At 47.9% G+C, this 14,750-nt stretch carries 15 protein-coding genes; 11 read left to right on the top strand and 4 right to left on the bottom strand.

Going from position 1 to position 14,750, the window contains the following annotated elements:
• Window positions 1-69: 69 nt before the first annotated feature.
• From QZT18_RS17775 to QZT18_RS17760, 4 genes are all read left to right on the top strand, one after another.
• Complete coding sequence (locus QZT18_RS17775) at window positions 70-708, top strand: orotate phosphoribosyltransferase (protein WP_227030355.1); 639 nt, start codon at window positions 70-72, stop codon at window positions 706-708.
• A gap of 681 nt (window positions 709-1,389) precedes the next feature.
• A complete protein-coding gene (locus tag QZT18_RS17770) occupies window positions 1,390-2,208 on the top strand; it encodes an N-acyl homoserine lactonase family protein (RefSeq protein ID WP_294149974.1) in 819 nt (272 codons plus the stop codon).
• A gap of 28 nt (window positions 2,209-2,236) precedes the next feature.
• Entirely contained in the window at window positions 2,237-3,463 is a 1,227-nt protein-coding gene (locus tag QZT18_RS17765) for a Tm-1-like ATP-binding domain-containing protein (RefSeq protein ID WP_294149972.1), read from the top strand.
• On the top strand, window positions 3,460-4,047 hold the full coding sequence (locus tag QZT18_RS17760; protein ID WP_294149970.1) for a class II aldolase/adducin family protein: 588 nt from the start codon (window positions 3,460-3,462) through the stop codon (window positions 4,045-4,047). The genes QZT18_RS17765 and QZT18_RS17760 overlap by 4 nt, the downstream gene beginning before the upstream one ends.
• Window positions 4,048-4,270: 223 nt before the next feature.
• On the opposite strand, the gene QZT18_RS17755 is transcribed toward QZT18_RS17760, so the two are convergent.
• Window positions 4,271-4,930, bottom strand: coding sequence for a GntR family transcriptional regulator (locus tag QZT18_RS17755; RefSeq protein WP_294149968.1), 660 nt, complete (start codon window positions 4,928-4,930; stop codon window positions 4,271-4,273).
• 262 nt (window positions 4,931-5,192) lie between these two features.
• Between QZT18_RS17755 and QZT18_RS17750 the strand changes: the two genes are divergently transcribed.
• From QZT18_RS17750 to QZT18_RS17725, 6 genes are all read left to right on the top strand, one after another.
• On the top strand, window positions 5,193-6,344 hold the full coding sequence (locus QZT18_RS17750) for a C4-dicarboxylate TRAP transporter substrate-binding protein (protein WP_294149966.1): 1,152 nt from the start codon (window positions 5,193-5,195) through the stop codon (window positions 6,342-6,344).
• Window positions 6,345-6,381: 37 nt separating this feature from the next.
• On the top strand, window positions 6,382-6,918 hold the full coding sequence (locus QZT18_RS17745) for a TRAP transporter small permease (RefSeq protein WP_294149964.1): 537 nt from the start codon (window positions 6,382-6,384) through the stop codon (window positions 6,916-6,918).
• Entirely contained in the window at window positions 6,915-8,243 is a 1,329-nt protein-coding gene (locus tag QZT18_RS17740; protein ID WP_294149962.1) for a TRAP transporter large permease, read from the top strand. The genes QZT18_RS17745 and QZT18_RS17740 overlap by 4 nt, the downstream gene beginning before the upstream one ends.
• A 60-nt stretch (window positions 8,244-8,303) precedes the next feature.
• The gene (locus QZT18_RS17735; RefSeq protein WP_294149960.1) at window positions 8,304-8,948 is read left to right on the top strand and encodes a cysteine hydrolase family protein; all 645 of its coding nucleotides are present in this window, start codon (window positions 8,304-8,306) and stop codon (window positions 8,946-8,948) included.
• Window positions 8,949-9,057: 109 nt separating this feature from the next.
• The gene (spoIIID, locus tag QZT18_RS17730; protein ID WP_125143115.1) at window positions 9,058-9,327 is read left to right on the top strand and encodes a sporulation transcriptional regulator SpoIIID; all 270 of its coding nucleotides are present in this window, start codon (window positions 9,058-9,060) and stop codon (window positions 9,325-9,327) included.
• A 166-nt stretch (window positions 9,328-9,493) separates the two neighbouring features.
• Window positions 9,494-9,922 carry a protease complex subunit PrcB family protein gene (locus QZT18_RS17725; protein ID WP_125143116.1) on the top strand — a complete coding sequence of 143 codons (429 nt, stop codon included), beginning with the start codon at window positions 9,494-9,496 and terminating at the stop codon, window positions 9,920-9,922.
• A 95-nt stretch (window positions 9,923-10,017) separates the two neighbouring features.
• Here QZT18_RS17725 and QZT18_RS17720 read toward each other — a convergent pair whose 3' ends face one another.
• Window positions 10,018-10,290, bottom strand: a complete 273-nt coding sequence (locus tag QZT18_RS17720) for a GNAT family N-acetyltransferase (protein ID WP_294149957.1) — start codon at window positions 10,288-10,290, stop codon at window positions 10,018-10,020.
• 754 nt (window positions 10,291-11,044) lie between these two features.
• On the opposite strand from QZT18_RS17720, the gene QZT18_RS17715 reads away from it, so the two are divergent.
• Entirely contained in the window at window positions 11,045-11,995 is a 951-nt protein-coding gene (locus QZT18_RS17715) for a hypothetical protein (protein ID WP_294149955.1), read from the top strand.
• Window positions 11,996-12,286: 291 nt separating this feature from the next.
• On the opposite strand, the gene QZT18_RS17710 is transcribed toward QZT18_RS17715, so the two are convergent.
• Window positions 12,287-13,507, bottom strand: coding sequence for an Nramp family divalent metal transporter (locus QZT18_RS17710; RefSeq protein ID WP_294149953.1), 1,221 nt, complete (start codon window positions 13,505-13,507; stop codon window positions 12,287-12,289).
• Between the two features lie 50 nt (window positions 13,508-13,557).
• On the bottom strand, window positions 13,558-14,475 hold the full coding sequence (gene glsA / locus QZT18_RS17705) for a glutaminase A (protein ID WP_294150005.1): 918 nt from the start codon (window positions 14,473-14,475) through the stop codon (window positions 13,558-13,560).
• Window positions 14,476-14,750: the final 275 nt, after the last annotated feature.

Genomic DNA, 14,750 nt, shown 5'->3' with positions numbered 1-14,750 from the left:
TGAAGGTACTGAATAGTTACTGATAAAGATAAGTTACAGTTGAGACTTTCTTATGAAGGGGGCGTTTATATGGAGAATAAGTACACCAAGATTAAGACAGCAGGAACCGACGTTGCTTTAAAGGTACTGCCCGGACATTTCGCAACCAACCACGCCCATATCAATTACTACATTGATATGACTACAATGAAGACAAGAACCAGTGAGGCACAGGAAGTAGCCAGAGATTTGGTAAGCATGTATCTCTATGACACGGTGATTGATACAATCGTGTGTATGGAGGAGACGGAAGTAATCGGAGCATTTTTGTCGGAAGAACTGACAAAGGGCGGCTTCCTCTCCATGAATGCACACAAAACAGTTTACGTTGTAAGTCCTGAATTTAACAACAACAGCCAGATTATCTTCAGGGAGAACCTGCTCCCGATGATCAGGGGAAAACACGTTATGATTCTGATGTCCACGGTAACAACAGGACTTACGGTAAATAAAGCCGTTGAGTGTATCCAGTACTATGACGGCATCCTCATGGGCGTATCGGCAATATTCAGTGCACTTGACGAGGTTAACGGAGTTCCGATTAAGTCGGTATTCGGCAAGAAAGATTTACCGGACTATGCCTATTCAGACTACAGAAACTGCCCGCAGTGCAAGGCAGGAAAGAAACTGGATGCGCTGGTAAACACGTTTGGCTATTCGTTATTATAAGAGAACCGGCCGCCGCCTCTGCATTATCCCGCAAGGCGAAACCCGGTAACAATTAATCAAAGAATTAAATTATTAGAAAAATTGATTGACAGTCTGTATGGCTTGCTGGTTAAGTTTATTTCAATAAGATTGAGAGGGCATGTTAAAAAAACATGTCCTCTTTTTTTGAGTGGCAATGAAAAGTTCGCGAAGCGTACTATATCCCTTCCATAAAGCCGGAACAGATCAACCCGCGACAACCCAACCCCTCTGATCCCTACTTGACGGAAGGGACAATCAGCGGCCGCAGGCCGCGAATGGGATGGACAGCAGCCTACGCGTCTTCAGTCCCGTCATAACCTGCCGGGGTGGGGAAGGAGGAAGAAAAAATCTCCGGAGGGGACGTTGGAGTCCATCGGCACTTGGGCGGCGTTTCTCAGACGCCTTAGTGACCGTTATGCACTCCATCAGCGCAAGCGGTCCCCGCAGGAGATTTCTTTCTTCCTCCTTCCCCGCCTGTCACGACAACCCCCCACCGGGACTGAAGACTCACCACCTCCCTCTCCCCATCCCACCCGCGGCACTCCCAGCCGCGTCCCCGCCCCTCAACTAAATCCTCTTGACAAAGCCTCCCCCCTCCGATATAATAATATTGGACACTGGATACAATTGGATACCCCATCAAATATCAGGAGGTATCACATGAGTAATCTAACAATAAGACCCATCAATACAGGCTTTGTGACAATGATCCCAAAGCAGTATCTCTACCACCATTCAACGGTGGCATTCTATCCGGAGGCCTCTGATCAGGAAGAGGAGTATCCGGTCTTTACATACCTTGTAGAAGGCGGCGACAAGCTATTGCTGGTAGATACCGGCATGGCTGATACGGAGCGCGCCGATCAATATCACCACCACGGTTCACGCCAGCCGGAAGGGATGGCGATCACGGAGCAGTTGGCTGTTTTGGGATATAAGCCGGAGGATATCGACATTGTAGTATTTACCCATCTGCACTGGGATCACTGTTTTTACATGGAAAAATTCACCAACGCACAATTTTATGTTAACCGAAAAGAATATGAGTTTGCAATGAACCCCATTCCGCTGTATTACAAGTCCTATGAAGCGCCGGAGCTTGGAATCATCAGGCCTTTTGAGGGAATCCAGATGAATCTTGTGGAGGGAGAGACGGAGATTATGCCGGGAGTCCGCGTATTTGAGACGCCGGGCCATTCCGTGGGACATCAGTCCGTTGAGATCGACACGGCCGCCGGCAAATATATCTGCTGCGGTGATTCGATATTTATTATGGATAACGTGAAGCCAATCGAAAAACTGCATTATGACATTACGCCGCCCAACCGCTTTTCCGATATTGTTTCCACATGGAAGAGTATTGAGCTTATTAAGGAGCGGGCGGAGAGCCTGGATCGGATCCTCACATGCCACGACAGGGAGATTCTTGAACGTGCTGCCGCGTCGCCTGTACTTGGAGTGAAAGAGGAAGGCAGGTGAAAGAAGAAGTCCCGGTGACTTCGAGAATATGGCAGTGATCGCGGTTATAGCCTGCTGTGATACAAAATATCACGAGATAACATTTGTGCAGGAAAAGATTAGAAAAAGCGGTAACCAGCCTCTTATACTGGACATCAGCACGGGGCCATGTATTCCTCTGAAGGCTGATATAACACGTGAGGAGGTGCTGGCAGCCGGAGGTTATACCTGGGAACAGGTACACGGCTTTGATAAGAGCGGAGCTATCTCCGCGATGACGGAGAGTATAGCAAAGACAGTGATGAAGCTGTATCAGCAGGAGAAGATAGACGGTGTGATTGGGATGGGCGGACTGCAGAATACGGTTGTGTGTTCGGCAGCCCTGAGACTGCTGCCCATCGGATTTCCCAAAATAATCTGTTCCACAATTGCGAGCGGTTCCCGCTGTTTCGATACGGTTGTAGGTGATAAGGATATCGCCGTGATTCCGTCTATCGTCGACTTTGCAGGAATGAACCCGATCAGCGAGGTAGTGCTGGGCAATACGGTCAGCGCCATGATAGGTATGGTTACCCATGGAAGCAGAGGGATTGATACGAAAGGGGAACTGTATATCGGCACCACTCTGATGGGCATTACGAATGATACCGTCATGCAGGCATCAAATGAGCTGGCGGAGAATGGGCTGAAGACCATCAGCTTCCACTCCACGGGGATTGGAGGAAAAGTGATGGAAGATTTAATACGGGAGGGAGTCATCACGGCCGTGATGGATCTTTCCCTGCATGAGATGACGGCGGAGTATTTTGGTGATTACGGATACAGCAAAGGCGCCGCAAACAGACTGTGCGCTGCCGCGGAAATGGGGATACCTGCTCTTGTCTGCCCGGGGGGCATTGACTTTGCCTGCCTGCGTCCGGAAGAACTGTTCGACGATCAGGAGGAGCGGGGATATGTATGGCACAATAAAGATTTGACCCATACCCGCCTTCACGAACATGAGATTTTGGATATCACCAGAACAATTGCAGAACGGCTCAACCGCTCAACCGGAAGGACAGAAGTGGTGCTTCCGATGGGAGGGCTGCGCACGCTCAGCTATCCCGGAGAATTTTTCAACAAGCCGGAAACAATCCGGAAGATGAAAAAGATCTTCGAGGAGGAACTCAAGCCGGAAATCACGTTCAAAGCATTTGACCTGAACTTCTGTGATCCGGTGTTTGCCCATATCTGTGCGCAGGAAATGATGAGTCTTTTGAATGGAGCGGATCAATGATGAGATATAATGAATATGTAAATCTGGCGGAGGATATTCGGAAGGCGGCAGCCAAATTTTATGCGCTCCGTTACCAGATGAGCAATGGAGGCAATCTGAGTATCCGGATACCGGAAAAAGACTGGATGCTGGTAAAAGGAACCGATGTTGCTTTTGATGAGATCGGTCCCGAGACACTTGTTATCACCGATTTTGACGGCAATGTAATTGAGGGAGAACTGCGGCCATCCAAAGAAGCGCTGCTGCACGGAGCCATCTATAAGGAGGTGGACGGGGCAGGCGCTATTATGCACTGCCATTCACCGTATGCCACGGCTTGGGCGGCAGGGCATGAAAAACTTCAGTTTTCCACGCACCATTCCGGGATGAAGCTGAAGGGCTTGGTGCCGGTGTTCGACACCCATTCCTATGCGGTGCCGAAGGAGTATTTCCCGCAGATCGTGAAATTCTTTAATGACAACCAGGGGACCAATGCCTTTTTGCTGAGGGGACACGGTCAGGTGACGATTGGAAAAGATATGAGAGAGGCGGCGTACCTGGCGGAGCTGGTGGAGGAGACGGCGCAGATCTCTATTTTTTCCTGAAACGCCGGATATTGATACAGCGGGAAACATGCTGCGCGGATGTTCCATTGCCGGTAAATGACAGCCTGAGTGATGTCTGACCGCAATGCGTTCCTGCCCGGAGGGCTTTTAATATCATAGGAGCACTTTCCTATGATATTAAAAAGGTGTCTCTGAATCTCCGTTAACCGGAGAAAATCAGAGGCACCTTTTCCTGTCCCGGGAAAAGCTCCCGGCAGATAAATCAGGAAAAATTCACATGCGTGCTGACGCTGTTGACGACATCCTTCAGATGATCTGCAATTGCTTCTTTGGTCGCTGTGATATTCCGCTTTCTCAGGCCCTGGACGATGCGCGCATGTTCGGACAGCGTATCGTTGGCCCGTCCCTCCAGGGAATAGTAGATGGATTTAAATGAATCACATTTATTCCAGAGTCCCTCCAGAATTTCCACGGTATTCGTGCATCCTGACAGGGAGCAGAGCAGGGAGTGGAACTGACGGTCCAGCTGCATGAATTCTTTTGAGGTATTGGAGAAACTCAGCATGCGCAGGTTGATTGCGTCCACGGCGTCGATCTCTTCATCGGACGCTTTGATGCAGGTTCTGGCGGCGCAGTACTGTTCCATGAGAATCCTCACCTCATAAATTTCATTGAGATGTTCCCTGGAAAGTTTGAAGACCACGGCTCCGCAATGGGGTTTGGTAATCAGCAGTCCCTCCGCCTCGAGACGTTTCATGGCATCCCTGACGGGGGTGCGGCTGACGCCTAATTTTTGAGTAAGGCTCTCCTGGGCAATATGTTCACCGGGTTTAAAATCCCCCTGAATGATTGCATTCTTTATCCAAAGATAAACGGAATCTGAAACAGTTGTATATTGGATTAATGGTTTAGTGTTCTCCATAAGCAGCTCCCCTCTTTGATTTAGAAATAATTTCCAGATTTAAATATACTCTTATTTGAGTCCATTGTCAATCGATTGGACAATGTATCCAATGTTGAATAATATTATTGTAAAATATAGATAAAATATTGTCAAGAAAATAATTATTTATTGACAATATATACAATAAGTTGTACAATGTGCCTATAGTAATGTATCCAATATCCGGTGTCCAACGGAAAGAGGGAAAACTGTAACGGTAAAATGAGAAAGGATGGAGAAGATGAAAAAAAACAGATTATTTGCATTGGGGATGGCGGCAGCAGTAGCAATTTCAACGATGACGGGATGTGGAAGCAGCAGTACACAGACGAAGGAAACGGCGGCTCCGGCTGAACAGGGAGGTTCGGAAGCGGCGGCCCCGTCGGAAAAGAAGGAAAAAATAACATTGAGGATTGGATCCGGTCATTCGGAATCAAATCCATGGATTACGGCGCTGGAAGATTATTTTGTTAAAAATGTTTCAGAGCGCGTAAGCTCCGAGACGAATTATGAGATTGACTGGGTTAAATCTTACGGCGGCTCCGTTATTTCCCTGGGCAATGAACTTCAGGGTGTACAGGACGGTCTGGTAGATATCGGATGCACGATTCTTGTATTTGAGGCGTCCAGGCTGCCTCTTCAGGATATGGTTTACAGCATGCCGTTCTCCTGCTCCGACCCGCTGGTAGTTGCGGAGACAATCAAGCAGATGTATGCGGCTTATCCGGAATTCACTTCCATCTATGAGTCGGATTACAACCAGAAGTTTATCGGTATCGGCGTGTCGGATCCTTACGGTTTCTACAGCACAAAAGAAGTAAAATCACTGGATGATGTAAAGGGAATGAAGATTGGCGCGGCCGGAATCAACCTCTCCTGGATTGAAGGCTCCGGAGCGGTGGGCGTCCAGACTTCTTTAAATGATACATACCAGAACCTGCAGACCAACGTTTGCCAGGCAACCATACAGCCGACACACTCCTGTGTCAATTTAAAGGTTTATGAGGTGGCTCCTTATTATCTGGATGCCAATTTTAACGTAGTTCCTTTTAATGCAATAACGGTTAATATGGATACATGGAACGACCTTCCGGCGGAAGTACAGACCATCCTCACGGAAGTGGGAGAGGGATATCTTGACTACGAGGCCAACTATATTAATGAGATTCATGAAAAAGATCTGGCAGATTTACAGGAAAAAGGATGTACAATCGTTACTCTGAGCAGAGAAGAGCAGGAGAAATGGGCGGCCAGCTTACCGGATATTGTCAATGGTCTTGTAAAGAACCTGGACAATGCGGGGTATAAGGGAGCCGAAATCGTAGAGAAATACTACCAGATTCTTGAATCACAGGGAATCGAAAGAGTACGTGACTGGAAGATAGCAGACTGATTGACAGGGCAGAGGAATTGTAGGGAAGGGTGAACACATGGCCATTCTGCGAAAAATTGACAAAATGCTGGAGCGGTTTCTGAGCATTATGGATGGAATTGCATCGATTTCCATCTTTGTAATTATGATTTTAATCACTGCGGACGTACTCAGCCGGCTGCTGCTCAATAAGCCGTTTGTGGGTACCGCGGAGATTGTCTCGAGCATCATTATCATTGTGTGCTTTCTGGAGATTCCCTATGTGGCGGTAAAGGGAGCGCATGTGCGGACGACGATGCTCTATGACAAAGTCGGGACAAAGGGAAAGCTGGTTATTGATATCATAGCGGCATTTCTGGGAATCCTGGTATATTCTTTTATCATCAAGGCGAGCTGGGGAAACCTGCTCCATGCAATCAGTATCGGTGAGGCGGAGATTGCTGGTTCATTCCGCGTCACGACGGTTCCTGGAAGATTTGCGATTATCTTTGGATCCGGGCTGATGATCCTGGAATTTATCGACCAGATTGTAAAATTTGGCTACAGGCTTGTTACAGGAAAAAGTTTTTATGGGGAAGGGGGGAATAAGCGGTGAGTACAGGCGTTGTTGCAGCGTTTTCGCTGATTCTTTTGCTGATATTAATTTTCTGCGGCGTGCATCTGAGCACCTCCCTGATGTTTACCAGCACTCTGAGCGTATTCCTGTTTACAGGGAGATTCTCCACTGCGATGAATGTATTGAGCCAGTCGGCCTGGGGGGCGGTCAGACAGTATATGTTTGGCGTAATTCCTCTGTTTGTGCTGATGGGCCTGTTGGCCAACTTATCCGGTGCGAGCCAGGATCTCTATGATTCGGCCAGCCTCCTCCTGAAAAAGGTGCGCGGCGGCGTCGGAATCGCCACGGTAGTGGCCAATGCGATTTTTGCGGCAATCACCGGCGTAACGGTTGCTTCGGCAGCGGTATTTACAAAGATTGCCCTGCCTCAGATGCTGAGGCTGAAATACGACAGGAAGATAGCGCTGGGAACGATTTCCGGTTCTGCTATCCTCGGAATGCTGATTCCTCCGAGCCTGCTTATGATCGTATACGGCTCGCAGGCGGACGTGTCCATCGGAAAGCTGTTTGTCGCCGCCGTGGTACCCGGTGTGCTCATGACCATCGCATTTATCATTGTAATTCTGACGGTGGCGCATGTGAGGCCGGATTACATTCCCGAGGTGGAGGAGCTGACAGAGGATGAGAAAAAGAATTTCTGGAAAATCGTCCTCCGTCCATGGCCGATTGTGCTGCTTATCATTATCTCCCTCGGAGGAATCTGGTGCGGCTTCTTTACACCGACCGAGGCGGGCGGAGTGGGAGCGTTCGGCGCTTTCCTGATTGTGGTTTTCAAGAAACGGTTTAACAGAAAAGACTTCTGGGAGACACTGCTCTCAGCCGGTTCCACTTCGGGAAGCGTACTGATTCTTCTGGTTTCCGCATCTACCTATTCGAAGACACTGGCAATGTGCGGCGTAATTAATGTCATCAGAGGATTTGTAGAGAGTTTACATATGCCTCCGATTGGAGTGGTTATCCTGTTTATCGTTATCCTGATGATACTCGGCTGTATCCTGGATTCCACCTCCATCCTGCTTCTGACAACGCCTCTGATGTGTCCGATTATGGCGGATCTGGGGTATGATCTGGTGTGGTTCGGACTCGTTATGATTATTGCGATTGAGACCGGTATGATTACGCCTCCGTTTGGAATGAATGTATTTACGGTCAAGTCGTCGCTGTATGGGATGGAGGGCGTGGAGGACATCACGGTAAATGAAATATTTGCCGGCTCCATGTGGTTCCTCGCAGCGATTATTATTGTGGATTTATGCTGCGTATTCTTACCGCAGATTGTTCTGTTCCTGCCGAACGCCATGTAGGAGAGAAGAAAAAAGGAAAGCGGCGCCGTTTTGGGCTGCCGCCAATGAGAGGAGTTATATATGGCAAATATGAAAATTCCAAAAGAGAAGACGGCGATCGTCCTGATTGAGCCGCAGAATGATTTTCTGACGGAGGGCGGCACCATGTACGCCCATATCAAGGAGCAGCTTGCTAAGAGAAATGTAATTGCAAATCTTCAGGATCTGCTCTCACAGGCACGCGGAAAAGTGGCGAAGATTTTCTACTGTCCGTTCCATCCCTTTGATCCCGGATTTCCGGAGTTAAAAAAGGGAGGACCGGCCTGTGAAGGACTCCGGGGCCTTGAAATGGATATGGAGGCGGACTGGGGAACCGGAGCCTGGCTCCGCGGCACTCCGGGCCCGGAAATCATTAAAGAACTGACCCCGCAGCCTGGCGACGTGATTGTGGAGGGGAAGAAAACACTGGATGCATTCCATTCCACAGGACTTGACTATTATCTGAGGGCGAATGAGATTGAATATGTGGTATTTACCGGTTTCCACACGGACTGGTGCGTGGAATCTTCGGCCAGATCGGCTTATGATAAGGGATACCGCGTGATTGTGCTCGGCGACTGCACAGCCACCGATACACAGGAAGAGCAGGACTTCTGCGAGAAATGGATCTTCCCTAAGATTGGGAAATTGATGAGTTATAATGAGTTTTTGGAAGCGCTTGAATAACCTGATTTTACCCATGTAAAAAGAAGTGTTAATAATTAGTATCTGTGTATTCATACTTGGCTAAGACCCTGCATACATTGTAAAAACAATGATTTCAGGGGGCAACCTTTTGAAAGAATATATTGAAGAGCGGGCGGTAGCTATAGCGAATTACATCATCGATTACAATGCAACAGTGCGTCAGACGGCAAGAAAATTTGGAATTTCGAAGTCAACGGTACATAAGGATGTTACTGATCGCCTGGAGCATATCAATCCCTCTCTGGCAGCTCAGGCCAGGGTGGTTCTGGATATCAATAAGGCCGAACGCCACATCAGAGGGGGCATGGCTACTAAGGAAAAATATCAGCATCAGCTTCAGGCATGCAGCAGAAAATAGGCACATCACATAGCATGATTTTTGAAAGGCTGTGCACCGGCAGGGTGCGCGGCCTTTCAGTCTGTCAGAGAGCGCGGGGGGAAAGCCGGCTTTGGGGACGAAAAGGTAATAAAAAGAAAAGCTTCCTAATAGAATGATAGTAACCAAAAGAACAGGGAGCTTTTTTATGGGAAAAATTCTGAGTGGTAAGCGGTATGGCATCATTCTGGCCGCAGCGCTCTTTCTGTCAGCCGCTCTGATGGCCGGATGCGGCGGTGAGAAGGAAGAGGAGAAAGTCCGTGATTTGGAATTCACGGTAGTTGGTCAAAATGAAATACCGCAGGAGCTTCAGGAGATAATCGAGCAGAAGAAAAAGGAACCTTTCAGACTGACATATTCGGGTGGGCAGGATCTGTACATAGCAGCCGGATATGGTGAGCAGAAGTCGGGCGGATACAGCATTGCTGTTCCGGAGCTGTATCTGACGGAAAACTCCATCACAATCAGGACTGAACTGAAAGGGCCGGAAAAACAGGAGCAGACAGGTCCGGAGGCATCCTTCCCGTTTATTGTGGTGAAGATGCCGTTTATGGAAGAGCCGGTGGTGTTCAAGTAGAAAAACTGATCATTAGCCGTAACGAAGCAGACAGTTGGAAATGTAAGATTACGTTTCCAACTGTCTTTTTTCTTGGTTATTTCCAGGCGTCCGGTCTATTTCAGGATACTGCCGTATTCGGGATGTTTTCCAAACCATTTTACGGCATAGGAACAGGTCAGCACCGCTTTCTTGTCCCCGGCGAGCAGGTGTGCCGCGGCAGCGCCCATCAGGCTGTCCGCCACGTTCTGTCCCCTGAGGGACGGATCAACAAAGGTATGGTTGATATCCACGGTATTTTCATCAATTGCCGGGAAAGTTACCTCGGCGAGCATCTGCTCATCTTCACCCTGCAGGGAGATTCGGTTGGGGCTGTAAGTAAAATCCATCTTTGTACTCCTCCGTTTCTAAAATACGATATAAGTATTATATACGGGCGGAAGTCAAATAGCAATTGAGAAATAAAAACGCCGCCGGGACGGAAGATTCAACGTTACTGTTCACAGGCAGTATTCCGCGAGGTGTTTTTTGTGGGTGGAGCATAGCGAAAAGAGGCGCCCCGCATCTCAACTTTTTATACTTGCTTTTTGGAAACCGCTGGTGTATAATAACCAAACTATCTTAAAATCATGCTCCAGATAAAAATCTATTCTGAATTCCAGAATGCAAATCGCGGTAACTTCCATAACGAATGATGGCTTTAGAATCATTTATGAATATATTTAACCTTTTTCTGTTTTTAAGCATATATAACAGGGAGTCTGTTTTGACGGGCGCTTTGGCGTTTGAAAGACAGGTTTTTCTTACAATATCTGTAAATCAAAAATTCTAAAGAACTTCTGAAAAATCTACAAGTATTTTACAACTGAAAAGCAGCCGGATCCGAAAGCAGTCCCCGGCAAACTTAAGGAGCCGTACATTGGCAGGAATAAACGACAGGGAGGAGGGACGTTATAACGAAATACAAAATGCTCGAACAGGCATACAGTGAAATGATATTCTGCTGGCAGGAGACATCCAGGAATTATTGTCAGCAGGGAAGTGCGGCGGGTGTGGGAAAGCTCCCGCCTGAGATGGCCAATCCGGAGCGATTGACTGAAAAAGAACTGTTTACGAAAGAGGAGCAAGGCGCGGAGGTGTGCTGTGAAGAAGAGGAGAAAGGCAGAAGTCTTGCACGCAGGAATTATATGTCTTCTGGCAGTGTTATTGTGCCGGGAGGATGCCGGGCAGGCTTGGGCACAGGAAAACATACAGAGGTTTTCAGAAGTATTTGACGCTCCCGGAGAGATCCCGGAGCCGCAGGAATTGATACATGACGGAACCGGGAAAGAATACCGGTTAAAGGAACAGGAGATTGCCGCCGTGCCGGTTACAGGACGCATGGAAAAACTATCCGGGCAGACGGTCTATGAAGGCGTAAGCCGGGGAGATGCGATACCGGATACGGCGGCAATGACGGTGAGGGATGAGGAGAGCGGAACAGAATTTGAAACAGAGCTCTCTTTAGAACGGATGGAGTACAGGGATGAAAGATGGCAGGATGGTTTTTCCTTCACTGCAACATTCCACGAGTATGGAGCCGATTATTACATATTGGGTGAAACCAGGATTCCCCACCGGGAGGACAGGCCGGAACTCTCTGAGTTCGGGGATAAGCTTCTGACGGAGATTGGGATGGAGCCGGAAGACTGCCTGTTGGATGACTTTAGATGGCTGGGAGAACCATATAGGGATGAGGAGGAAACCGTATGCCGGGATGCACTGATAAGCGGCAGGAGAAAGGTGTGGGACTGTGCCGCGGTCTATGGCGGCATAGTAAAGATGCCGGATTACGAGCGGTTCCGTATGATTATGACATACGAAGAAAACGAGGAGGAACGCGAAGAAAATGGGGAACAGGCTGAAATGACGGATGCTTCCATCTGCATGGAAGAAGACGGGGAAACTTTGGAGGAGACATTTTGGGACAGGCTGAAACAAATTATCAGAAGGGGAATCCAGGTGTCGGTTGGGATTTTCTGTATTGTGGCCGCTGTTCTGGTCCTGCGCTTTTTATTAAAGATGGCAAAACGTGCAGGTGAGGAAGAAGAGTAGAGACGGTAGCTTGCAGGGCACAGCCGCTAATCATTCTGTTATATTACCGCCGTCATACTGTTACACTACTGCGATGATGCCGTCGGAATGGCGCTATCATGCCGCAACAAAGCCGGTAAATATATTATAGGATATTGGTACTTAATACTGCCGATCATTAAAAACGGTGCAAGAACCGCAGGGCGGACCTTACACCGTTTGGTGGTAAAAAGACAGCGGAGTAGACTTTTCATCGTTGAGGGCGGTAAATAGCCCACAAAGCTCTCTTCTTTTCTTTTAATTAGAAATACATTAGAACAGGGACATAACGCTGCTGACACCGATAATCAGGGAGATAATTGCCACACATCCTCCAAGCAGGTTGCGAACCATGGTGTTTTTGTACTGTCCCATTGCACGGGAACGGCTTGTGATAAATACCAGGGCGATAACGATAATCGGAAGGAAAATTCCGTTAACGGCCTGAGCCATCATAATGATTGAAATCGGGTTGTAGCCGGTAGCGGATACGATGATACCGATTACGACAACAATGATGTTGGTTGCAAAGAAACGTTTATCTTTCTTATCCATTCCCCAGTGGAACAGACCGGCAAATACGTAGGATACGCCCAGTGGCGTAACAACTGCAGAAGAAACTCCGGCAGCGATTAATCCGATGCTGAGGAAAGGTTTGGCAAAACTTCCTAAGAGTGGTTCCAGCTGGTATGCCATATCGGCTGCCGATGAAACGCTCATACCGCGCATAACGGTACCGGCTGTAATTAATACGGCGCCTGTGATAAGTCCGCCGATAATCATGGAAACCGTGACGTCAAAGCGGGCAAGCGGAAGTTCTTCCGGGTCATGCCATGTTTTTCTTGCGCTTGTAGCATGGATAAACATATTATAGGGTACAACGGTAGTACCAATCATGGCCACACAGGTCATAATCGCATTCTGAGGAACGTTCGGAACAGCGCCTTTTAACAGTTCGCCGAGATCCGGCTTTACAATGATCATGGTAATGATAAATACGATTGCCATAACACTGACACAGACGCTTAACAGTTTTTCAAGGGATTTAACGGCATCTCCGGTGCTGGTGAGAAGCAGGACACCGACACCCCAAAGAGGTGCAACAATATGGGAGGGAATTCCGGTCAGGGAAGAAATACCGATTGCAGTTCCTGTAAGGTCACCGCCCATATAGGCAACGCCGCCGAGTCCGATGGCGGCAGCAACAAGGACAATCATAGCCCATTTAAGAGGCGGGCGATCCGACAGTTCTTTGACTAACTCTTCTGCGAGTCCGTTCTGGGTAACGATTCCCAGACGGGCGGCCATTTCCTGCATTACAATAACTGCAATGACAGAGAATATAACGGTCCAGAGAAGGGAGTATCCGTAAGTTGCGCCTGCTTTCGTGGCGCTGGTGATGGTACCTGGGCCGATGAAGGATCCCACAACCAGGATTCCAGGGCCTAAAGCTTTACATTTCTCTTTAAAAGTATAAGTTTTTTTCTTTTCCATGTACTGCCTCCATTTCCATAAGTAGTTTCTTGAATTAGTTGAATAAAGCTTTAAAATATACTGAGGTACAGGATTTCACTTAACTTTTCGAGCATTTGGATGCCGGCCAGGCTATTCCCCTTTTTATCAAGGCCGGGTGAGTAAATGCCGATTCCCATACGCGTGGGAGATACGGCCATGATGCCGCCGCCCACTCCGCTCTTGGCAGGCAGGCCTACCTTAATCGCGAAATCACCGGAACCGTCATACATACCGCAGGTAGTGAGGATGGCATTGACAAAGCGGGCATGATGTCCTGAAAACAGAACTTCCTCCGACTTTTTGCCGCGTCCGTGGTTAGCCAGAACAAAACCGATATTTGCCAAATCCTTGCAGGTAACGCGGATAGAACAGGCGCGAAAATAAATATCAAGGAGTTCTTCAACATCATCGTCGATGATGCCGGAGCTTTTCAAAAGATAGGCCAGAGCGCGGTTTTTATTTCCTGTTTTCTTTTCGGAAAGATATACGGCCTGATCCACATCAATTTCCGGATTCCCGGCTATTTTCCTTGTAAAGGCCAGAAGGCGTTCGAACCGCTCTTCATATGTCTCGCCGTGTATCATGGAACACATCTCAATGGCTCCGATATTAACCATGGGATTGATATGTTCCTTCAGGATTAACTGCTCTGAATAATCTATGGCATTAAAAGGTTTCCCGGTGGCTTCCACACCTATGTATTGTCTGACATATTCGGTTCCGTTGTCCATGAGTGCCAGTAGAAGCAGGAGAGGTTTGACAATGCTCTGAATGGTAAACCGCTTGTTATAATCGCCGGCAGAAAATTCTTTGCCGTCACTGCTTACCAGATAGACGCCAAAGTCTTCTTTATCCGCTTTTGCCAGTTCCGGGATATAATCCGCCAGTTCACCAAGCCGGGTATAGGAACGGCATTCTTCCAGGAGACGCTCCAACAATTCTTCCATACGTGTCACATTACCTTCCTTTTGTTTTTTGCTGCTTTGCATCTGTTATTTGATCCCGTAATGGGAATCAAATGGTAGTGAAATGATAATATCGTTTAAATAACTATATTGTCATTATAACGGACTGATACTCAGGTGTCAAGAAAAATTATCATATTCATTGTAACTTTTGTGTAATTTTTCAGAAAAAGCCGTAAAAACTTGGCAGAGTGAACAAAATAGGGATTTAGTTGAGATGCGAGGACGCCTCTGTAAGACGGCGGACGGGGTGGTGG

The sequence above is a fragment of the uncultured Clostridium sp. genome (genome assembly GCF_900547735.1).
Classification (GTDB): Bacteria; Bacillota; Clostridia; order Lachnospirales; family Lachnospiraceae; genus Otoolea.
The sequence above is the reverse complement of the archived record's forward strand: the minus strand, read 5'-3'. Positions and strand labels throughout refer to the sequence as shown.